The 20323-nt window shown below is 62.2% G+C and carries 18 protein-coding genes; 9 read left to right on the forward strand and 9 right to left on the reverse strand.

Annotated features, from left to right (window positions below):
* Positions 1–2: 2 nt before the first annotated feature.
* Positions 3–1355, reverse strand: coding sequence for a 3-oxoacyl-ACP reductase (locus HBN98_RS18615; RefSeq protein WP_064585819.1), 1353 nt, complete (start codon positions 1353–1355; stop codon positions 3–5).
* Between the two features lie 355 nt (positions 1356–1710).
* Here HBN98_RS18615 and HBN98_RS18620 point away from each other — a divergent pair, with 355 nt between their 5' ends.
* The 3 genes from HBN98_RS18620 (at position 1711) to HBN98_RS18630 (ending at position 5563) form a co-directional block, all read left to right on the forward strand.
* Positions 1711–2988 (forward strand): acetyl-CoA C-acetyltransferase, encoded by a 1278-nt coding sequence (locus tag HBN98_RS18620; protein ID WP_064585820.1) that lies wholly within the window; start codon positions 1711–1713, stop codon positions 2986–2988.
* A gap of 308 nt (positions 2989–3296) precedes the next feature.
* Complete coding sequence (locus tag HBN98_RS18625) at positions 3297–4193, forward strand: PA4780 family RIO1-like protein kinase (protein ID WP_064585821.1); 897 nt, start codon at positions 3297–3299, stop codon at positions 4191–4193.
* Between the two features lie 149 nt (positions 4194–4342).
* Entirely contained in the window at positions 4343–5563 is a 1221-nt protein-coding gene (locus tag HBN98_RS18630; protein WP_083367108.1) for an MFS transporter, read from the forward strand.
* On the opposite strand, the gene cueR is transcribed toward HBN98_RS18630, so the two are convergent.
* The 3 genes from cueR to HBN98_RS18645 form a co-directional block, all read right to left on the reverse strand.
* Positions 5517–5930 (reverse strand): Cu(I)-responsive transcriptional regulator, encoded by a 414-nt coding sequence (cueR, locus tag HBN98_RS18635; RefSeq protein WP_083367107.1) that lies wholly within the window; start codon positions 5928–5930, stop codon positions 5517–5519. The two genes, HBN98_RS18630 and cueR, sit on opposite strands and share 47 nt — an antisense overlap.
* A complete protein-coding gene (locus tag HBN98_RS18640) occupies positions 5927–8320 on the reverse strand; it encodes a heavy metal translocating P-type ATPase (RefSeq protein ID WP_083367106.1) in 2394 nt (797 codons plus the stop codon). Before HBN98_RS18640 ends, cueR begins: the two co-directional genes overlap by 4 nt.
* A gap of 107 nt (positions 8321–8427) precedes the next feature.
* Positions 8428–8811 (reverse strand): hypothetical protein, encoded by a 384-nt coding sequence (locus tag HBN98_RS18645; protein WP_064585825.1) that lies wholly within the window; start codon positions 8809–8811, stop codon positions 8428–8430.
* Positions 8812–8959: 148 nt separating this feature from the next.
* Here HBN98_RS18645 and HBN98_RS18650 point away from each other — a divergent pair, with 148 nt between their 5' ends.
* Together HBN98_RS18650 and HBN98_RS18655 are read left to right on the forward strand one after the other, a co-directional pair.
* Positions 8960–9160: a heavy-metal-associated domain-containing protein gene (locus HBN98_RS18650; protein WP_064585826.1), complete on the forward strand. Its 201-nt coding sequence runs from the start codon at positions 8960–8962 to the stop codon at positions 9158–9160.
* A gap of 218 nt (positions 9161–9378) precedes the next feature.
* On the forward strand, positions 9379–10581 hold the full coding sequence (locus HBN98_RS18655) for a multidrug effflux MFS transporter (protein WP_083367105.1): 1203 nt from the start codon (positions 9379–9381) through the stop codon (positions 10579–10581).
* A 4-nt stretch (positions 10582–10585) separates the two neighbouring features.
* On the opposite strand, the gene HBN98_RS18660 is transcribed toward HBN98_RS18655, so the two are convergent.
* Complete coding sequence (locus HBN98_RS18660) at positions 10586–10759, reverse strand: hypothetical protein (RefSeq protein WP_169842458.1); 174 nt, start codon at positions 10757–10759, stop codon at positions 10586–10588.
* Between the two features lie 154 nt (positions 10760–10913).
* Positions 10914–11927, reverse strand: a complete 1014-nt coding sequence (locus tag HBN98_RS18665; protein WP_083367104.1) for a zinc-binding alcohol dehydrogenase family protein — start codon at positions 11925–11927, stop codon at positions 10914–10916.
* 149 nt (positions 11928–12076) lie between these two features.
* Between HBN98_RS18665 and HBN98_RS18670 the strand changes: the two genes are divergently transcribed.
* The 3 genes from HBN98_RS18670 (at position 12077) to HBN98_RS18680 (ending at position 15555) form a co-directional block, all read left to right on the forward strand.
* Positions 12077–13006 carry a LysR family transcriptional regulator gene (locus HBN98_RS18670; RefSeq protein WP_083367103.1) on the forward strand — a complete coding sequence of 310 codons (930 nt, stop codon included), beginning with the start codon at positions 12077–12079 and terminating at the stop codon, positions 13004–13006.
* A gap of 316 nt (positions 13007–13322) precedes the next feature.
* Positions 13323–14054 (forward strand): ArsR/SmtB family transcription factor, encoded by a 732-nt coding sequence (locus tag HBN98_RS18675; protein WP_064585830.1) that lies wholly within the window; start codon positions 13323–13325, stop codon positions 14052–14054.
* Between the two features lie 118 nt (positions 14055–14172).
* Positions 14173–15555, forward strand: a complete 1383-nt coding sequence (locus HBN98_RS18680; RefSeq protein WP_083367102.1) for an MFS transporter — start codon at positions 14173–14175, stop codon at positions 15553–15555.
* Positions 15556–15673: 118 nt separating this feature from the next.
* On the opposite strand, the gene HBN98_RS18685 is transcribed toward HBN98_RS18680, so the two are convergent.
* The 3 genes from HBN98_RS18685 to HBN98_RS18695 form a co-directional block, all read right to left on the reverse strand.
* A complete protein-coding gene (locus tag HBN98_RS18685) occupies positions 15674–16627 on the reverse strand; it encodes an adenosine deaminase (protein WP_083367101.1) in 954 nt (317 codons plus the stop codon).
* Between the two features lie 82 nt (positions 16628–16709).
* The gene (locus HBN98_RS18690) at positions 16710–17675 is read right to left on the reverse strand and encodes a 2-oxoglutarate and iron-dependent oxygenase domain-containing protein (RefSeq protein WP_083367100.1); all 966 of its coding nucleotides are present in this window, start codon (positions 17673–17675) and stop codon (positions 16710–16712) included.
* Between the two features lie 145 nt (positions 17676–17820).
* Positions 17821–18894 (reverse strand): BMP family ABC transporter substrate-binding protein, encoded by a 1074-nt coding sequence (locus HBN98_RS18695; protein ID WP_083369375.1) that lies wholly within the window; start codon positions 18892–18894, stop codon positions 17821–17823.
* Positions 18895–19182: 288 nt separating this feature from the next.
* Here HBN98_RS18695 and HBN98_RS18700 point away from each other — a divergent pair, with 288 nt between their 5' ends.
* Positions 19183–20274 (forward strand): calcium:cation antiporter, encoded by a 1092-nt coding sequence (locus HBN98_RS18700; RefSeq protein WP_083367099.1) that lies wholly within the window; start codon positions 19183–19185, stop codon positions 20272–20274.
* Positions 20275–20323 lie beyond the last annotated feature (49 nt).

Consider the following 20323-nt stretch of genomic DNA (forward strand, 5'->3'; position numbering starts at 1 on the left):
GTCTACGCCCCCAGCACACTTTGTCCACAGACTCGCAGCGCCTGGCCGGTGAACGCGCCCGTGCCCGGTTGCGCCAGCCACGCGACGGCTTCGGCGACGTCTTGCGGCAAGCCGCCCTGGCCCAGCGAACTCATGCGCCGCCCGGCCTCACGCAGGCCGAACGGAATGTGCGCAGTCATCTGGGTTTCGATGAAGCCCGGCGCCACGGCGTTGATGCTGATGCCGCGTTCGAGCAGCGTCGGCGCCCACGCCTGAGCGAGGCCAATCAAACCGGCCTTGCTCGCCGCGTAATTGGTCTGCCCGCGGTTGCCGGCGATGCCGCTGATCGACGCCAGCAGAATCACCCGCGCGTTGTCGTGCAGGGTGCCGTTGTCGAGCAGGGCCTTGGTCAGCACTTGCGGGGCATTGAGGTTGACCGCCAGCACCGCATCCCAGAATTCCGGGGTCATGTTGGCCAGGGTCTTGTCACGGGTGATCCCGGCGTTGTGCACCAGAATGTCGAGGCCGTCGGGCAGGTGTTCGATCAGTTGTGCGGCGGCGTCTTCGGCGCAGATGTCCAGGGTGATCGCGCGGCCACCGAGGCGAGCGGCGAGGGCTTCCAGATCGGTCTTGGCCGGCGGCACGTCGAGCAGAATCACTTCGGCGCCATCGCGGGCCAGGGTTTCGGCAATCGACGCGCCGATCCCGCGTGCCGCGCCGGTGACCAGCGCCTTGCGTCCGGCCAGTGGGCGAGTCCAGTCGCTGACCTGGGTGGCGCACGCGGTCAGGCGAATCACCTGCCCGGAAACGAACGCACTTTTCGGCGAGAGGAAAAACCGCAGCGGGCCTTCCAGTTGTTCTTCGGCGCCGTCACCGACATAGATCAGTTGCAGCGTGCCGCCACTGCGCAGCTCCTTGGCCAGCGAACGCGAAAAACCTTCCAGCGCCCGTTGCGCGCTGGAGGCAAAGGGCTCGCGCAGGGTTTCCGGGGCGCGGCCGAGAATCACCAGATGCGCGCTGTGGTCGAGATTTTTCATCAGCGGCTGGAAGAATTCGCGCAGCTGTTTGAGCTGGTCGGTGTGCTGCAGGTCGCTGGCGTCGAACACCACGGCCTTGAGTTTCGGGCCGTGGCCGGGGATCCACGCAGTGGCCAGCGAAGGCTCGGTGCCGTAGCTGTAGATCGCATCGGTCAGGCGGTTGGCGAACGCATTGACCCGTTCGGCCAGCGGCCCGCCGCCGATCAGCAGCGCACCGTCCACCGGGCGCAGGCGTCCAGCCTGCCAGCGTTCCAGCCGCACCGGCGACGGCAGGCCCAAAGCCCCGACCAAACGGTGGCCGATGGACGAGTTGGCGAAGTCGATATAGCGGTCAGACATGGAACGCTCTCCAAAAGTTGGGGTTCAAAGTGTGGACTACCAACGGCAATCAATCGTTCGATCCACGCAATAAGGCCTACGCTAGAACAGCAGAGTAGTTGGCCACCGCGGGTTTTGTGGCCGAACACAAATTCAGTAACAACGCTGAACCCTGTAGGGATGACCTGTGGCGAGGGGATTTATCCCCGAACGGCTGCGAAGCAGTCGCAGAGGTGCTGCACGCGATATACCTGATGTATCGCGATTGCAATGTGTGGGGCCGCTGCGCGACCCATCGGGGATAAATCCCCTCACCACAAGGCTCACTCCTGCAAGGGATTCAGGTGAATTCGACCATTTGGAAAAGGAGCATTTCATGAGTCAGCTGCGCCGCGTCGCCATCATCGGTGGTAACCGTATCCCTTTCGCACGCTCCAACGGGCCGTACGCCACTGCCAGCAATCAGGTGATGCTTACCGCTGCCCTTGAAGGCCTGATCGAACGCTACAACCTGCACGGCCTGCGCATCGGTGAAGTGGTGGCGGGTGCGGTGCTTAAATTGTCACGGGATATGAACCTGACCCGCGAGTGCGTGCTCGGCTCACGGCTGTCACCGGCGACCCCGGCTTACGACATCCAGCAAGCCTGCGGCACCGGCCTGGAAGCGGCGCTGCTGGTGGCGAACAAGATCGCCCTCGGCCAGATCGATTGCGGCATCGCCGGCGGCGTTGATACCACTTCGGATGCGCCGATCAGCGTCAGCGAAGGCCTGCGCAAAATCCTCCTGCAGGCCAACCGCGCCAAGACCACCGGCGACAAGCTGAAAACCTTTCTGCAATTGCGCCCCCAACACCTGATCCCGGAATTCCCGCGTAACGGCGAGCCACGTACCGGCCTGTCGATGGGCCAGCACTGCGAACTGATGGCGCAAACCTGGAATATTCCTCGTGAAGAGCAGGATCAACTGGCCCTCGAAAGCCATCACAAACTCGCCGCGTCCTACAGTGAAGGCTGGCACAACGATCTGATGACGCCGTTCCTCGGCCTGACCCGCGACAACAACCTGCGCCCGGACCTGACCCTGGAAAAACTCGCCGCGCTCAAACCGGCCTTTGAAAAAAGCGCGAAGGGCACGTTGACGGCGGGCAACTCCACGCCGCTCACCGACGGTGCGTCGGTGGTCCTGCTGGCGAGCGAGGAATGGGCCAGGGAACGTGGCTTGCCGATCCTCGCCTACCTGCGCGATGGCGAAGCGGCGGCGGTGGACTTCGTCAACGGCGCCGAAGGGCTGTTGATGGCGCCGGTGTATGCGGTGCCGCGTCTGCTGGCGCGCAACGGGCTGACCTTGCAGGACTTCGACTACTACGAAATTCACGAAGCGTTCGCCGCGCAGGTGCTGTGCACGCTCAAGGCCTGGGAAGACCCGGAATACTGCAAGACTCGCCTTGGCCTGGAAGCGCCCTTGGGCTCGATCGACCGCAGTCGGCTGAACGTGAAAGGCAGTTCGCTGGCGGCGGGGCATCCGTTTGCCGCGACCGGCGGGCGGATCGTCGCCAACCTGGCTAAATTGCTGGATGCGGCGGGCAAGGGCAGGGGGCTGATCTCGATCTGCGCGGCTGGCGGCCAGGGTGTCACCGCAATCATCGAACGCTAAACGATCGCAGCCTTCGGCCGCTCCTGCAGGGGCTCGCCAATCTCATGCAGGCGCTGCCGCAGGCTGCGATCTTTTGATCTTGAATCTGTTCATCACCGCCGCATGTCAGATTCTGTCGCAAATGCCCTCGACGGCCGATAACTACAAGCAAGGTGGGCTCGGCTATGATCGGCAACGGTCGATTATTTCGGCACAGTGTGTGCATCCACAGGGTTCACAGGTCGGCAACCCCTCCCCGTAGCGCGAGGATTGCCGTATAACGAGTGACATTCGCGTGTTTGGTAATAAAGGACCCACAATAAAAGCTGATGAAGACTCCAAAACGCATTGAACCCCTGATCGAAGACGGTCTGGTCGACGAAGTGCTGCGCCCACTCATGAGTGGTAAAGAAGCAGCTGTTTATGTGGTGCGCTGCGGTAACCAGTTACGTTGCGCGAAGGTCTACAAGGAGGCGAACAAACGCAGTTTCCGCCAGGCAGCCGAGTATCAGGAAGGCCGCAAGGTGCGTAACAGCCGGCAAGCGCGGGCGATGGCCAAGGGCTCGAAATTCGGTCGCAAAGAGACCGAAGACGCCTGGCAGAACGCCGAAGTCGCGGCGCTGTTCCGTCTGGCCGGTGCCGGTGTGCGAGTGCCCAAGCCGTACGATTTTCTCGATGGCGTGCTGCTGATGGAACTGGTGGCCGACGAGTACGGCGATGCCGCCCCGCGTCTGAACGACGTGGTGCTGGAACCGGATCAGGCCCGCGAATATCACGCGTTCCTGATTTCGCAGATCGTGCTGATGTTGTGTACCGGTCTGGTGCACGGTGACCTCTCGGAGTTCAACGTGCTGCTGACACCGACCGGTCCGGTGATCATCGACCTGCCGCAGGCAGTGGATGCGGCGGGCAACAACCACGCGTTCAGCATGCTGGAGCGGGATGTGGGCAACATGGCTTCGTACTTCGGGCGCTTTGCTCCGGAGCTGAAGAAAACCAAGTACGCCAAGGAAATGTGGGCGCTGTACGAAGCCGGCACCTTGCACCCGAACAGTGTGCTGACCGGTGAGTTCGACGATCCGGAAGACCTGGCCGACGTTGGCGGAGTGTTGCGCGAGATCGAAGCGGCGCGCCTCGACGAAGAGCGCAAGCAGGCGATCCGTGCGGCGGATGATGAGCCGAAAGGCAAGTCTGACGAACCACCGCCGCCACCGTGGATGCAGTAAGCGCTTGAACAGAAACCCGGCTTCGGCCGGGTTTTTTGTGCCTGTTACGCATGGACACCTTGTAGGAGCTGCCGAAGGCTGCGATCTTTTGCCCTGGATTTTAAAAGGCCAGATCAACAGATCGCAGCCTTAGGCAGCTCCTACAAGGAATGTATGTGAACGCCTCGCACAACGCCCGCCTGATCATCACCGCCCGGCTGATCTCCGACTTCGGCGCCTTTCTCAACATGGTCGCGCTGGCGACTTACGTCTACCTGCTGAGCAACAGCGCCATGAGCGTCGGGATCTTTCTCGCCAGCCGTGTGGGCGGGGGGATTTTTGCCAGTCTGATCGGCACGCGTTTCTATCGGCGCTGGCATGGTCGGGGGCCGTTGATTGCCTTCGATCTGTTGCGTGCGACGCTGCTCGGCGGGCTGTTGATTCTGCCGGTCAGCCAGCAGGCGTTACTGTTGCCAGTGATCGCCTTCGGCCTCGGCTTTGGCAACTCGATGTTCGCCATCGGCCTCAACAGCCAGTTGCCGCGATTGATCGAACCGGCGCAGTTATTGAAAACCAATGCCTGGATCACCTCGGCGTCCTCGGCGGCGATGGTTGGCGGCAGCCTGGTCTCCGGTTTGCTGGTGGCGACATTCGGCTTCGAGACGGTGTTCGCGCTCAATGCCGTGACCTACTTGTTGGCAGCGCTGTTGATTGCGCCGTTGCGTTTCGCTGCGCCGGCGGTCAGTGAGCAATCGGCCAGCGAAGCCGGCGAATGGTCAGCCCTCAAGCAAGGCCTGCGCAGTGCCCCGGTGATCGCCGCGATGCTTGCCGTGACCATGGCCGACACCTTGGGCAGCGCTGCGCACAACGTCGGCTTCCCGATCATTTCGAAACTGCTGACACCGGATTCGGCCAGCACCACGCTGGGCCTGATGCTGGCGGTGTGGGCCAGCGGCAAACTGCTCGGCGCGCGCATTGCCAGCCGTCTCAAGGGCTCGGACAACGTCCACCTCGAGCGACGATTTTTCTTCGGCGTGGCGCTGATGTCTTGCGGCTTTATCCTGATGTTCCAGCAACACAGCCTCTTGGGACTTTTGCTGTTTTCATTGCCCGCGGGGTTGGGCGACGGTTTTTCCGAGGTCGGCCTGATGTCGCGCCTGCAACGCGAACCGGAGCGGCTGCGCCTGCCGATCTTCAGTTTTCTGACCTTGCTGCAAATGACCGGGTTCGGCGTCGGCATGCTGATTGCCGCGCCGTTTTATGGCTGGTGGACGCCGGGTGCCGTGGTGCTGCTGTTCCACGGCATTCCGCTCGGCACGTTGTTGACCGTGAAAGGCTTGGCGCTCAGACGCGAGCGGGTTGCGCGCAGCAGCCCGACGCCAGCTCCTTGAGAATCGGGCAATCGGGGCGGTGGTCGCCATTGCAGTGTTCGACCAGGTCCTGCAGGGTGTCGCGCAGCTCGCCGAGTTCGCGGATCTTCTGATTCAACTCGTCGATGTGCTGACGGGCCAGGGCCTTCACATCGGCGCTGGCGCGTTGACGATCCTGCCAGAGGGTCAGCAGCTTGCCGACTTCTTCCAGAGAAAAACCCAGGTCCCGCGAGCGCTTGATGAACGCCAGTGTGTGCAGGTCGTCGTCGCTGTAGATCCGATAACCGCTGTCGGTGCGATGGGCAGCCTTGAGCAGGCCGATCGACTCGTAATAGCGGATCATCTTTGCGCTCAGGCCACTGTGCCGGGCCGCTTGGCCGATGTTCATCGGTGCTCCTCCAGATCCTTCGGTTTCCAGGTTTTCAACAGTAGCGCATTGCTCACCACACTGACGCTCGACAGCGCCATCGCCGCGCCGGCCAGCACCGGGTTAAGAAAGCCGAACGCCGCCAGCGGAATGCCGATCAAGTTGTAGACGAAGGCCCAGAACAGGTTCTGACGGATCTTCGCGTAGGTCTTGCGGCTGATCTCCAGCGCCGCCGGCACCAGCCGTGGATCGCCGCGCATCAGGGTGATGCCGGCGGCATGCATCGCCACGTCGGTGCCGCCGCCCATGGCGATGCCAATGTCGGCGGCCGCCAGTGCCGGGGCGTCATTGATGCCATCGCCGACCATCGCCACCACCCCGGTTTTCTTCAGTTCGGCGACGGTGGCGGCTTTGTCGGCGGGCAGCACTTCGGCGTGCACGCTCTCGATGTCCAAAGCCTCGGCGACCACTTTCGCGCTGCCACGGTTGTCGCCGGTCAGCAGGTGGCTGTGGATACCTCGGGCGGCCAGTTGCTGCAACGCTTGCAGTGCGCCGGGCTTGAGCGTGTCACCGAAGGCGAACAGTCCGAGCACGCGCGGTTCAGGGCTTTGTTCGATCAGCCAGGACAAGGTCCGGCCTTCGCTTTCCCAGGCCAGCGCGGACTCTACGAGGTTGCCGGCGCTGAGGCCGCTTTCTTCAAGCAAGCGCCGATTGCCCAGCGCCAGGCGCCGCCCCTCAAGATTGCCGGCGATGCCACGGCCGGTCAGGGATTGGCTGTCGCTGACATCCGGCACGCGCAGGTCGCGCTCGGCGGCTGCGTCCAGCACGGCTTTGGCCAGTGGATGCTCGCTGCCGCGTTGCAGGGCACCGGCCAGGGTCAGCAGGGTATTTTCATCGCCATCCACGGCGCTGAAATGGGCGATGCGCGGGGTGCCGGATGTCAGCGTGCCGGTCTTGTCGAAGACCACGTTGTCGACTTCATGGGCACGTTCCAGCGCTTCGGCGTCCTTGATCAGGATGCCGTGACGCGCAGCCACACCCGTGCCGGCCATGATCGCCGTCGGGGTGGCGAGCCCCAGGGCGCACGGGCAGGCGATCACCAGCACGGCGACGGCGTTGATCAATGCGGTTTCCATCGGCGCGCCGTACAGCCACCAGCCGATCAGGGTGGCGAGGGCAAGCAGCAACACGGTGGGAACGAACACCTGGCTGACTTTATCCACCAGTTTCTGGATCGGCGCTTTCGCCGCCTGGGCGTCTTCCACCAGCCGGATGATCCGCGCCAGCACGCTTTCCGCGCCGAGGGCGGTGGTGCGCACCAGCAGGCGACCTTCACCGTTGATCGCACCGCCGGTGACCTTGTCGCCGGGCTGTTTCGGCACCGGCAGGCTTTCGCCGCTGATCAAGGCTTCGTCTGCGTGGCTCTGGCCTTCGAGCACTTCGCCGTCCACCGGGAAACGTTCGCCGGGTTTGACCAGCACGCGGTCATCGAGACGCAGGGCGCTGATCGCCACGTCCTGCTCGCGGCCGTCGATCACTTGAATCGCCCGTTCCGGGCGCAAGGCTTCGAGGGCGCGGATGGCGCTGGCGGTCTGGCGCTTGGCGCGGCTTTCGAGGTATTTGCCGAGCAGCACCAGGGCGATCACCACCGCGGACGCTTCGAAATACAGATGCGGCATGCGTCCGGCGGCGGTGGCCCATTCGTACAGGCTCAGGCCATAACCGGCGCTGGTGCCGAGGGCCACCAGCAAGTCCATGTTGCCGGCACCGGCGCGCACGGCTTTCCACGCGGCGACATAGAAGCGCGCACCGAAAATGAATTGCACCGGCGTGGCGAGGGCGAATTGCGCCCAGGCCGGGAGCATCCAGTGAATGCCGAACGGTTGCAGCAACATCGGCAACACCAGCGGCAACGCCAGGGCGACCGCGCAAATCAGCGCCCAGCGCTCATGTTGCAGGCGCCGTTGCGGGTTATCGGTTGTGGGGTGTTCGCTTTGCCAGACGCTGGCCGAGTAGCCGGCCTTGCTCACGGCGTCGAGCAGCGACTGCGGATCGACCTGACCGAGCAGTTCGAGGTGAGCGCGTTCGTTGGCGAGGTTGACGCTGACGCGTTTGACCCCGGGGACTTTATTCAGCGCACGCTCGACGCGGCCAACGCACGAGGCGCAGGTCATGCCTTCAATGTTCAGTTCGAGCGTTTGCTGCGGGACGCTGTAACCGGCGCGTTCAACTGCTTCCATCAATGCCGGCAAGCTGTCGCCGGGGGCCTGGACGCGGGCCTGTTCGGTGGCGAGATTGACGCTGACGGCACTGGCGCCACTGACTTTGCTCAAGGCTCGCTCGACACGCCCGGCGCAACTGGCGCAGGTCATGCCGGCAATCGGCAGATCGAAAGTGATGGAATCGGACATCGGTCGTACTCCCTGTAGTAGATGCCTACAAGGATCAACCTTGCCATGCGGGCAAGGTCAAGCGCCAATCTGCACAGCAAAAGATCGGATGATCTTTTATGGGCGACTCAATACTCGAGGGCGGCAGGTCGCAGGTACAAGCCCTTGGCATTTGCCGCGATCCGGTATTTCACCACGTCTCCGGCCTTGAGCGAGATGTCCTGCGCGGGCGGTGCCAGCATGCCTGGTTGGCAACCTGGCACCTGGCCCGGCAACTGTTTCAGACGAATGGAAATCGTGCCGTGGGGCAGATTGAATGAGGTGGTCTGTTCCTGCAGCAGGCGCCCGGCGAGTTGATCATTGACGAACACGCCAATCTCGCAGGACGTCGGTACTTCCAGGCGCTCGCGCGAGATGATCAGAACCGCGTAGTCCTCGCCGGTCGCGTTGGCCTGGGGCAGGGCGGCAAAAAGGCTGAGCAAGCCAAACAGGCTGAAAGCTGACCAGCGCATGGCTGAATCTCCTGAGTTTGAGTCATTGATGCACGCAGCTTGGCTGAGCGCGACGCCGAATGCCAGCCCGGCAGTTTTTCGCAGAACTTGACCTTGCCACGGTGGCAAGCTCGAGACTGGCGGCAACCTCACTCAAAGGAGTCAATCCATGCAAGTGTTCAGCGTTCAAGGCATGTCCTGCGGTCACTGTGTCAAAGCCATCACCCACGCGGTGCAGGCCAAGGATCCGGCGGCAAATGTGCGGGTCGATCTGGCGGCCAAGGAGGTCGGCGTCGAGAGTTCGCTCAGCCCAGAGCAGGTGATCGAGGTGATCAGCGAAGAGGGCTACCCGGTAAAACTGGCCGAGTGATCAATAGCAAAAAGATGGCAGCCTGCGGCAGCTCCGACAAGGCACTGTTGTGGCTCCTGTAGGAGCTGCCGAAGGCTGCGATCTATTGATCTTTGCAGGCAAGCTCCACAGTGCAGTTCGTCTGACTTTTTAATAGTTAGCGAGCTATCGGAATGTTCAAGGCGTCCATGCGCGGCTAGACTGTCGGGCTGCCGACTTCAATCCCACCTGGATGCCTGATGAACTTCCGTACCATTCTGATTCTCGGTGCCCTGAGCGCCTTCGGTCCGCTGGCGATCGACTTCTATTTGCCGGCGTTTCCGTCGATGGCGCTGGCCTTCGGTACTGATGAGAAACACGTTCAGCTGACTTTGGCGGCGTACTTTGCCGGCCTGTCGATCGGGCAATTGCTCTATGGCCCGGTGGCCGACCGTTTTGGGCGGCGTTTGCCGCTGCTGGTCGGCGTTGGCTTGTTTACGCTGGCCTCACTGGCCTGCGCCTACGCACCGAATCTGGAGTGGCTGATCGGCGCACGCTTCGTCCAGGCTCTGGGCGGTTGCGCGGGGATGGTGATCTCCCGCGCGGTGGTCAGTGACAAGTGCGATGCCGTCGGTTCGGCGAAAGTCTTCTCGCAATTGATGCTGGTGATGGGCCTGGCGCCGATCCTCGCACCGCTGCTCGGCGGTTTGCTGGTCAACACCACGGGCTGGCAGTCGATCTTTCTCACACTCACCGGTTTCAGTGCCCTGGCCGGGCTCGCGGTGGCGCTGGGCCTGCCGGAAAGTCTGCCGGACTACGTGCCGCGCCAGCCGTTGTCCGGGGCGCTGCGCCAATACGGCCGCTTGTTCGGTGACCGGGTGTTCCTCGGCCATGCCCTGACCGGCGGCATCGCGGTCGCCGGGATGTTTTCTTACATCGCCGGCTCACCCTTCGTTTTCATCAAGCTCTACGGCGTGCCGGCCGAGCATTTCGGCTGGTTGTTCGGCACGAATGCGGCGGGTTTCATTCTTGTCGCTCAGGTCAATGCGCGGCTGCTGGCCAAGCGTGGCCCGGCGTTTCTGCTGGCGCGCGCGGTGTGGGTGTATCTGTTGGCGGGGGTGACGCTGCTGGCCGTCAGTGCGATGCACACCGAGGCGTTGTGGCCGTTGTTGATTCCCTTGTTCGTGTGCATCGCCAGCCTCGGTTGCATCCTGCCCAACGCCTCGGCCTGTGCGATGAACGGCCAGGGTGCGCGCGCCGGCAGTGCCTCGGCGCTGATGGGCTGCCTGCAGTTCAGCGTGGCATCCGGCGCGGCTTCGCTGGTCGGGATTCTGCACGACGGCAGCGCCATGCCGATGGCCATGGTCATCAGCCTGTGCGGATTACTGGTAGTGAGCGTCGCCATGTACACCCGGCATTTGCAGAATGCCCGGGCGCTGGCGCAAGCACAGGCCGAAGCCTGAAATCTCAGCCGACGGCGCGTTGCTGTCCGGGTTGGGGAATCTGATGGGGCGCGTGCAGGCGCGCTTCGAGGGTGCGGGTGAAGGCGAGGGCTTCGGCTTCACTGCGGAATGTCACGGCGTGTTGATCGAGGCGAACTTGCCACTGAGACTTGGCCACTTCTTTTATCAGGATCTTCATTGCTGACCTCCCTTGCGTAAAAGATGTATCGCAGAGGTTTCGAGTGTAGACCTGAATACGATCGGATTTGTGACAACGATCAAGCATCTGACTGACGGCAAAAAAACAGCGCCAGCCCTGATGAGGACTGGCGCTGATGATGACTGTCGGGTTCTCAGAAACTTTCTAAAACAATTTTGCCCTTGGCCTTGCCGCTTTCCAGCAGCTCATGCGCGCGGCGCAGGTTCGCCGCGTTGATCGTGCCGAAATGCTCGCCCACGGTGGTCTTCAAGGTCCCCGCGTCAATCAGCTCGGCCACGCGGTTGAGCAGGTTGTGTTGCTCGATCATGTCCGGGGTTTCGAACAGCGAGCGGGTGTACATGAATTCCCAGTGCAGCGACAGACTCTTGCGCTTGAGCTTGGTCACGTCGAGCGATTTCGGATCGTCGATCAGCGCCAGTTTGCCCTGCGGCGCCAGCGCTTCGACCAGTTGATCGAGGTGCAGATCGGTCTGGGTCAGGCTGGCAACGTGGGTCACGTGGTCGATTCCGGCGCGCTTGAGTTCTTCGCTCAGCGGCTGGCTGTGGTCAATCACCAGATCGGCGCCCAGTTCGCTCACCCAGTCACGGGTCTGCGCGCGGGAAGCGGTGCCGATCACCTTGAGCCCGGTCAACTCGCTGGCCAGTTGAGTGAGGATCGAACCGACGCCACCAGCGGCGCCGACGATCAGCAGGCTCTGGCCTTCGTCGGTCTTGCCTTCGCGGATCTGCAGGCGTTCGAACAGCAATTCCCAGGCCGTGATGGCGGTCAGCGGCAGTGCCGCGGCTTCGGCGAAACCGAGGGACTTGGGCATGTGGCCGACGATTCGCTCATCGACCACGTGCAGTTCGCTGTTGCCGCCGGCGCGAGCAATGGAGCCGGCGTAGAACACCTTGTCGCCGGCCTTGAACAGGCTCACTTCGCTGCCGACCGCCTTGACCACACCGGCCACGTCCCAGCCCAGCACTTTCGCCGCGCCGTTTTCCGGCGCCACGTTCTGCCGCACCTTGGTGTCGACCGGGTTGACCGAGATGGCTTTGACTTCCACCAGCAGGTCGCGCGGGCCGGCGACCGGTTCTGGCAGTTCGATGTCCTGCAGGGATTTTTCGTCGCTGATCGGCAGGGAGGCGTAATAGGCAATGGCTTTCATGACTTGCTCCGTAACGGTAATAGAAGAAGGGCTCAGGTGCTCAAGCCGTGGTTAATCTCGATGGACAGATAATTAGCTATTTCTCGACGCGATAAAACCGGCTAAAAGAGCAGTCTCTTTCAATATATTTTTGATAATCGAGGCTGAGAATGCTGCGTTTCGATGATTTGCAGTTGTTCGTCCGTGCAGCGGATCTGGGCAGCCTGTCGGCGGCGGCCCGGGTCATGGACATGTCCGCTGCCGTGGCCAGTGCCGCCCTCAAGCGCATCGAACAGCAACTGGGCGCACGCCTGCTGGCGCGCTCGACCCGCAGCCTGCGCCTGACTGCCGAGGGCGAAGGCTTTCTCGAATACGCGCGCGCCGCTTTGAGTCAACTGGATGAGGGGCGGCGCTACCTGTCGAGCGCGCAGGATCAGGTCAGCGGGATCCTGCAACTGTCGGCGCCTTCGGACTTCGGCCGCAACCTGTTGCTGCCGTGGCTCGATGAGTTTCAGCGCGAACACCCGAAGCTGACCGTACGCTTGCTTCTGGGTGATCGCATCGCTGACCTGTTTCGCCAGCCAGTGGACATCGCCTTGCGCTACGGCGCGCCGGAAGACTCCAGCCTGGTCGCCTTGCCCATCGCACCGGATAATCGACGGGTGCTCTGTGCGTCGCCGGCGTATCTGGCACGTCATGGCGAGCCGCGCCAGCTCGAGCAACTGGCGCAGCACAATTGCCTGCTGTACATGCTCGGCAGCCGGGTTCATGACCATTGGAGCTTCCATGATGGCAAACGTGAAGTCGGCCTGACGGTCAGCGGTGACCGTTTCAGTGATGACGCCGACGTGGTGCGCTTGTGGGCAGTGGCAGGGGCGGGGATCGCCTACAAGTCATGGCTCGATGTCGGCGCGGATGTCCTCGCCGGACGTCTCAAAGTGCTGCTGCCCGAATTGCTGTGCGAGCGTGCTCCGCTGAATCTGTTGTGCGCCCATCGCGCGCAATTGAGTAAGCCGGTGAACCTTTTAAGGGAAATGCTCGCCAGCCGATGCGCCGAACTGAGTAGTCAATTTCCGCATTTTCAGAGAGTTGATCATTAGTCGCAGGCAATTAGCGAAATTTCACTCAGCAATTATCACCATTCGTGACAGCCGCGACGCAGGAAGCGTCGAGCATCCCGCTTATACTAGCGGCCGCCTCAAACCTGCACCGACAACCGGCCAGGACAGAATCAGCCCGGTTTTTCCCGGGCCGGGCCTGCGCAGCGCAAGCGCTCCGGACCCACCAGTGACGGGTGCGGCACCACCGGCTGGCCTCGCTCCGGTTGATGGCGTTTTACGCGTCTTGGCCGACGACACATTACTGGTCAAGATGTCTTCGAGCAGTAGACGATACGATTCAACAGGGAGTGAATACATGGAACATGCACCTTGCATCAGCCAGATCGCCACGCTGCTGGCCGACCCCAAGCGCAGTGCGATGATGTGGGCATTGATGGATGGCTCGGCCCGTCAGACCGAGGAGCTGGCGCTGCTGGCAGGCTTGTCGCCATCGTCGGCCAGTGCGCATCTGGGGCGTTTGTCCGCCGGTGGCCTGTTGAAAGTCGAGGCTCGCGGGCGCAAGCGTTTTTTCCGTCTGGCCGCCCCGGAGATCGCCACCGCCATCGAAGCGCTGGCCAGTGCCACGCTCGCCAGTGCTCCGCGCGACATTCCTCACGTATTCAAGCGCTCGACCCCGATCGCCCGTTCTCAGGCCGCACCGTCTTCGCTGCTGCGCGCGCGTTTTTGCGATGACCATTTGGGTGGCACGCTGGCCGCTGATCTGTACCAGCGCCTGCTCGATGCCGGCTGGATCGAACAGATCGAACAGCGCGTGGTGGTGACACTCAAGGGGTCGACACAACTGGCGAACCGCGGCGTATTCATCCAGGCCCTGGCCCATCGCAAGGCCCAGGTGGCGTGCGCCTGTCCGGACTGGAGCGAGCGGCGTCCGCACCTGGGCGGCGCGCTCGGAGCCGCGTTGTTGCAGCTGTTCATGCAATCCGGCTGGCTGACGCTGCCCAAGGACTCGCGTGCCTTGCAGGTCACCCCGGCCGGGCAGCGCGAGATTCACCGTTTCGCCACGGAAACCGAGCTGGAATTGGCGTAACAGAGCCTTCGCCGGGCGTCGGCGTCGCCAGTGACTGCGAACAGGTCGTATCCAGAAAAAGCGCCGGGCCGTTATCGCGCACACTCGATCCGCACACATTGCGGAGGGGGAGCTGGGCATGGATACGCGAAACTTCAGTGCGGCAGAACGACTGGAGCGCCTGCCGCTCAGCGGTTATCACCGGGTCATTTTCATCATCATTGCCCTGGCGTTCTTTTTCGACTCCATGGACCTGGCGATGATGACGTTCCTGCTCGGCTCGATCAAAAGCGAATTCGGCCTGAGCAGTGCCCAGGCCGGCTTGCTCGCCAGTTCGAGTTTTTTCGGCATGGTGCTGGGGGCATCGCTGTCGGGCATGCTCGCCGACCGCTTCGGACGCAAACCGGTGTTCCAGTGGAGCATCGTCCTGTGGGGCGTGGCCAGTTACCTGTGTTCGACCGCGCAAACGGTCGAAAGCCTGACGCTGTTCCGCATCCTGCTGGGGATCGGCATGGGCATGGAGTTCCCGATCGCGCAGTCGATGCTCTCCGAGCTGATCCCGGCGCAGCGTCGCGGGCGCTACATCGCGTTGATGGACGGTTTCTGGCCGCTGGGTTTTGTCGCGGCCGGGGTGTTGTCCTACTTCCTGTTGCCGCTGATTGGCTGGCGCGACATCTTTCTGGTGTTGGCGGTACCGGCGGTCTTCGTGCTGGCGATCCGGTTCTTCATCCCCGAGTCGCCCCGCTGGCTGGAGCAGGCCGGGCGGCACGAGGCGGCGGACAAGGTCCTGAGCGCGATCGAACAGCGCGTGCGCACATCCCTCGGGGTCGCGACATTGCCTGAGCCGCTGCGCTTGCCGCGGACGGTGACGCCACCGGGCAACTTCTTCTCGGCCCTCAAGCAGATCTGGTCGCCGCAATACCGCCAGCGCACCACGATGATCTGGAGCCTGTGGTTCTTTGCCTTGCTCGGTTTCTACGGACTGACGTCATGGCTCAGTGCGTTGCTGCAACAGTCGGGTTTCGCCGTGACTCAGTCGGTGTATTACACCGTGCTGATTTCCCTGGGCGGGATTCCCGGTTTCCTGATGGCGGCGTGGCTGGTCGAGCGCTGGGGGCGCAAACCGGTGTGTATCGTGACCTTGCTCGGCGGTGGGGTGATGGCGTTTCTGTATGGTCAGAGTGCGGTGTTCGGCGGCAACGTCGCGTTGCTGATCGGCACCGGGCTGTTGATGCAGTTTTTCCTGTTCGGCATGTGGGCGGTGCTCTACACCTACACGCCGGAGTTGTACCCGACCTCGGCACGGGCCACAGGCTCGGGCTTCGCCTCGGCGATTGGCCGTGTCGGCTCGTTGCTCGGACCGCTGGTGACCGGGCTGGTGTTCCCGATTACCGGGCAGGGCGGGGTGTTCGCCTTGGGCGCGTTGTGTTTCGCGATTGCGGCGGGGGTGGTGTGGCTGTTCGGGATGGAGACGCGGGGCAAGACGCTGGAGGAGCTGACTGAAACCCAAACCATCGGCTAACACCGATCCAATGTAGGAGTGAGCCTGCTTGCGATAGCGGTCTGTCAGGTAACACATCGGTGTCTGACACTCCGCTATCGCGAGCAGGCTCACTCCTACAAAGGTTTTGCGCTTTTGCTTACGGTTTTACCAGGCGCGCATCCAGGCTGTTCTGCGCCAGGCGCTTGGCCTGATCCTGGGTCATGCCCAAATGTTCGTACAGCGCGTGGAAGTTCTCGGTGACGTAGCCGCCGAAGTACGCCGGGTCATCGGAGTTCACCGTGACTTTCACGCCACGCTCGAGCATGTCGAGGATGTTGTGCTGCGCCATGTGATCGAACACGCAGAGCTTGGTGTTCGACAGCGGGCACACGGTCAGCGGGATCTGCTCGTCGATGATCCGTTGCATCAGGCGCTCGTCTTCGATGGCACGCACGCCATGGTCGATACGCTGGATTTTCAGCAGGTCGATGGCTTCCCAGATGTACTCCGGCGGGCCTTCTTCACCGGCGTGGGCGACGGTCAGGAAGCCTTCGTGGCGAGCGCGATCGAACACACGCTGGAACTTGCTCGGCGGGTGGCCCATCTCGGAACTGTCCAGACCGACAGCGACAAACGCGTCACGGAACGGCAGCGCCTGATCGAGGGTTTTCTGTGCTTCGTCTTCGCTCAGGTGGCGCAGGAAGCTCAGGATCAGACCGCTGGTGATGCCCAGTTGCTGCTCGCCGTCCTTCAGCGCGGCGGCAATGCCGTTGAGCACCACTTCGAACGGGATGCCCCGGTCGGTGTGAGTCTGCGGGTCGAAGAACGGTTCGGTGTGAATCACGTTCTGTTCTTTGCAGCGCAGCAGGTAGGCCCAGGTCAGGTCGTAGAAATCCTGCGAGGTGCGCAGCACGTCGGCGCCCTGGTAATACAGGTCGAGGAATTCCTGCAGGTTGTTGAAGGCGTAAGCCTTGCGCAGGGTTTCGACGTCGCTCCACGGCAGGGCGATCTTGTTGCGTTCGGCCAGGGCGAACAGCAGCTCGGGCTCCAGCGAGCCTTCCAGGTGCAAGTGCAGTTCAGCCTTGGGCAAGGCGTTGAGCCAGTCGTACATATGCTTTTCTCATCAGGTGCAGATGGCGGCCATTCTACAGATGCGCGCCGAAACAATTGGCAAAACCTGACCAAGCGATCCGTCAGACCGCTTCCGGCTCACGACGATAGGCGTAGGTATCGGCGAAGCGTGAGAGCAGGAATTCGGCGCAGGTGGTCGTCGGATATTTCGCCGGGTGTTGGGCGTCCTGGCAACCGGGCAGGCATTCGATACGCGTGTCCGGGTGCGGCTCGGCGAAGAACGGCATCGAGTAACGATCCACGCCCAGCGGGCTGATCACCCGGTGCGGCGTCGAGCGATAACGGTCGTTGCTCCAGCGCGCCATCATGTCGCCGAGGTTGACCACGAAGGTGCCGTCAATCGGCGGCGCATCGATCCATTGGCCATTGACGTTCTTCACCTGCAGACCGCCTGCGCTGTCCTGATACAGCAGGGTGATGCAGCCGTAATCGGTGTGCGCCCCGGCGCCTTGCTGCTCGGCGCTGCTGGCGGTGTGGCGCGGCGGGTAGTGGATCAGGCGCAGCACGCTGACCGGCTCAACGAAGCGCGAGTCGAAGAAATCGCGCTCAATGTCCAGCGCAATTGTCATCGCCCGCAGCAGGGTTTGCGCGAGGGCCTGCATGTCGAGGTAGTGCTGCTCCATCAGCGCCTCCCAGCCTGCCTGCGCCGGATGGCGATTGGGCCCGCGCAGCGGTTTTTCCGCGAGCACCTCGGGATGTTCCGCCGGCAGGTGCAGGCCCATGTCGAAGGTTTCTTTGAGGTCGCTGGGTTTGCTCGGGTCGAGCTGCTCGGTGGCAATGGCGCCGTAGCCGCGATGGTGGCGGGTCTGGGTGATGTCGATCTGGAGTTTTTCTTCTGCCGGTAGCGCGAAGAAGCGTTGCGCGTGATCGAGCAGGGCGGCGATGCGTTGCGCGCCGATCGGATGGCCCTTGATGTAGAAGAAGCCCCATTCGCGACAGGCCAGGTCGATTTGCGCGGCGACGGCGGGCCAGGCGTTTTGGTTGTCGGTGTAGAGCGGGGCGATGTCGATGATCGGAAGTTGATCCATACACAATCCTTGAACACGCTGAAGATCAAATGTAGGAGTGAGCCTGCTCGCGATAGCGGTGTATCAGGCAACACTTTTGCTGAATGACACACCGCTATCGCGAGCAGGCTCACTCCTACAGGGGATTTGTGTTTTGGCTGGAGGGTTATTTCGGCATCTCAGCCTTCATCCCTTCCACGTAATAGTTCATCGACGCCAGTTGCGCATTGGTCGCACTCACCCCCGCCGGGATTTTCTCGACCCCGGCCTGATCTTTGATCGGCCCGGTGAACGGTTGCAGTGCGCCGCTCTTGATGTCGGCAATGATCTGCTCGGCCTCGGCTTTCACCGGGGCTGGCACCAGGTCGCTGATCGGCAGCTCAACCGTGCCTTCCTTCAGTCCGCCCCAGTAATCCTGAGACTTCCAGGTGTGGTCAATCACGCTTTGCGTGGCCTGGATGTAGTGCGGTGCCCAGTCATTGACGATCGAAGTCAGCACCGCTTTCGGGCCGAAGTGCGCCATGTCCGAGGCGTAACCCACGGCGTATACGCCACGGCGCTCGGCAGCCTGGATCGGCGCCGGGCTGTCGGTGTGCTGGAACACCACGTCCACGCCCTGGTCGATCAGCGCGTTGGCGGCATCGGCTTCCTTGCCCGGGTCGAACCACGAGTTGACCCAAACAACCTTGATTTCGGTGCCGGGGTTGTACTTGTTCAGGGCTAGCTGAATGGCATTGATGTCGCGGATCACTTCCGGAATCGGAAACGAGGCGACATAACCGATCTTCTTGGTCTTGGTCATCTTCGCCGCGAGGAAGCCGCCGACATAACGACCCTCGTAGGTGCGCGCCAGGTAGGTGCCAAGATTCTTGTCCTGCTTGTAGCCGGTGGCGTGTTCGAAGGTCACCTTGGGAAACTGCTTGGCGACTTTCAGCGTCGGGTTCATGTAGCCGAACGAGGTGGTGAAGATCAGGTCGTAGTTGTCCTTGGCCATGTTGCGGATCACCCGCTCGGCGTCGGCGCCCTCGGCCACGTTCTCGACGTAATTGGTGGTGATCTGCGGGCCGAATTTCTCCGCCAGCGCCTTGCGTCCCTGTTCATGCTGATACGTCCAGCCGTGGTCGCCGATCGGGCCGATGTAGACGAAACCGACCTTCAGCGGATCGGCAGCGCTGGCGCTCAGGCTGATCCCCAGACCGATGGCGGCGCACAGCAGTTTGTGCAGCGGACGTATTTGCATGAATTCGAACTCCATTTTGTTGTGTGTGGTCAGGGCCAATGCAAATTGCTGACCAACAGGACAACAAACCGGTTTGAAATCGTGTGAAGGCCTTCGCGAGCAGGCTCGCTCCCACATTCGAGCGCATTCCCCTGTGGGAGCGAGCCTGCTCGCGAAGAGGCCGGTAAGGCCAATAAAAGGGCACCTGCCAAACTAGCTGCTATTCGCTGGTGCGCTAAGGTGTAACGAAACGTTAGCGCCGCGCCGCAGTCAGTAGCTCATTCGAACCTCTCGGCAAAAAGGCCCGCCATGCTCACGATCCTCAAGCAAGAAAGCTTTCTGTTGCTGGCGGTGATTGCCGCGTGCATCGCCTATCCGCTGGAACACTGGATGCTCCATAGCGGGCAGGTCGTCGCGCTGATCTGCGGTCTGGTGCTGATCGCCTTCATCGTCGCCGCGTCGATGCGCGTCGCCCATTACGCCGAACTGCTCGCGGAAAAAGTCGGCGACCCCTACGGCACGATGATCCTGACCCTCGCCGCGGTGCTGGTGGAAGTGGTGATCCTGGCGATCATGATGAGCAACGAAGCCTCGGCCACGCTGGTGCGTGACACGATCTATTCGGCGGTGATGCTCGACATCAACGGCATCCTCGGCCTCGCCGCGCTGATGGGCGGACTCAAGCATGGCGAACAGTCGTACAACGATGATTCGGCGCGCAGCTACAGCGTGATGATCCTTACCGCCATGGGCGTGTCGATGGTGGTGCCGGAGTTCATTCCGGCGGCCAACTGGAAGATTTATTCGGCGTTCACCATCGGTGCGATGGTGGTGCTTTATGCGTTGTTCCTGCGTATGCAGGTCGGGCCGCACAGCTATTTTTTCAGCTACAGCTACCCGGACAAACGGCGCAAGAAGGAACCGCAGGACGCGCAGGCGAAAGCACCGAGCATCGGCCTGTCCATCGGCATTCTGGTGTTTGGCATTGTGGTGATCGGCGCATTGGCCGAGGTGATGTCGAAGACCCTCGATCTGGGTCTGGAAGGCACGGGCGCACCGCCGGTGATCACGGCGATCCTAGTGGCGGCGATTTCCGCGGCGCCGGAAATTCTCACCGCGTTGCGCGCAGCCTTGGCCAACCGCATGCAATCGGTGGTGAACATTGCGATGGGCGCGTCACTGTCGACCGTGATCCTGACCGTGCCAGTCATGGAAGCGATGGCGCTGTATACCGGTCAACCGTTCCAGATGGCGATGACCCCGGTGCAGACGGTGATGATCTTCATCACGCTGATCGTCAGTGCGATCAACCTGAATGACGGCGAGACCAATGCCATCGAAGGGATGACCCACTTTGTGCTGTTTGCGACGTTCATCATGCTGTCGCTGCTGGGCCTCTAGACCCACCACAAATTCTCTGTAGGAGCCTGCCGAAGGCTGCGATCTTTTG

Source organism: Pseudomonas koreensis (assembly GCF_012986595.1).
In the GTDB taxonomy this organism is placed as follows: Bacteria; Pseudomonadota; Gammaproteobacteria; order Pseudomonadales; family Pseudomonadaceae; genus Aquipseudomonas; species Aquipseudomonas koreensis.

Excerpts from the sequence above, each read along its gene's own strand:
- HBN98_RS18615 (WP_064585819.1), bottom strand. The coding sequence starts at position 1,355 with ATGTCTGACCGCTATATCGACTTCGCCAACTCGTCCATCGGCCACCGT.
- HBN98_RS18620 (WP_064585820.1), top strand. The coding sequence starts at position 1,711 with ATGAGTCAGCTGCGCCGCGTCGCCATCATCGGTGGTAACCGTATCCCT.
- HBN98_RS18625 (WP_064585821.1), top strand. The coding sequence starts at position 3,297 with ATGAAGACTCCAAAACGCATTGAACCCCTGATCGAAGACGGTCTGGTC.
- HBN98_RS18630 (WP_083367108.1), top strand. The coding sequence starts at position 4,343 with ATGTATGTGAACGCCTCGCACAACGCCCGCCTGATCATCACCGCCCGG.
- cueR (WP_083367107.1), bottom strand. The coding sequence starts at position 5,930 with ATGAACATCGGCCAAGCGGCCCGGCACAGTGGCCTGAGCGCAAAGATG.
- HBN98_RS18640 (WP_083367106.1), bottom strand. The coding sequence starts at position 8,320 with ATGTCCGATTCCATCACTTTCGATCTGCCGATTGCCGGCATGACCTGC.
- HBN98_RS18645 (WP_064585825.1), bottom strand. The coding sequence starts at position 8,811 with ATGCGCTGGTCAGCTTTCAGCCTGTTTGGCTTGCTCAGCCTTTTTGCC.
- HBN98_RS18650 (WP_064585826.1), top strand. The coding sequence starts at position 8,960 with ATGCAAGTGTTCAGCGTTCAAGGCATGTCCTGCGGTCACTGTGTCAAA.
- HBN98_RS18655 (WP_083367105.1), top strand. The coding sequence starts at position 9,379 with ATGAACTTCCGTACCATTCTGATTCTCGGTGCCCTGAGCGCCTTCGGT.
- HBN98_RS18660 (WP_169842458.1), bottom strand. The coding sequence starts at position 10,759 with ATGAAGATCCTGATAAAAGAAGTGGCCAAGTCTCAGTGGCAAGTTCGC.
- HBN98_RS18665 (WP_083367104.1), bottom strand. The coding sequence starts at position 11,927 with ATGAAAGCCATTGCCTATTACGCCTCCCTGCCGATCAGCGACGAAAAA.
- HBN98_RS18670 (WP_083367103.1), top strand. The coding sequence starts at position 12,077 with ATGCTGCGTTTCGATGATTTGCAGTTGTTCGTCCGTGCAGCGGATCTG.
- HBN98_RS18675 (WP_064585830.1), top strand. The coding sequence starts at position 13,323 with ATGGAACATGCACCTTGCATCAGCCAGATCGCCACGCTGCTGGCCGAC.
- HBN98_RS18680 (WP_083367102.1), top strand. The coding sequence starts at position 14,173 with ATGGATACGCGAAACTTCAGTGCGGCAGAACGACTGGAGCGCCTGCCG.
- HBN98_RS18685 (WP_083367101.1), bottom strand. The coding sequence starts at position 16,627 with ATGTACGACTGGCTCAACGCCTTGCCCAAGGCTGAACTGCACTTGCAC.
- HBN98_RS18690 (WP_083367100.1), bottom strand. The coding sequence starts at position 17,675 with ATGGATCAACTTCCGATCATCGACATCGCCCCGCTCTACACCGACAAC.
- HBN98_RS18695 (WP_083369375.1), bottom strand. The coding sequence starts at position 18,894 with ATGCAAATACGTCCGCTGCACAAACTGCTGTGCGCCGCCATCGGTCTG.
- HBN98_RS18700 (WP_083367099.1), top strand. The coding sequence starts at position 19,183 with ATGCTCACGATCCTCAAGCAAGAAAGCTTTCTGTTGCTGGCGGTGATT.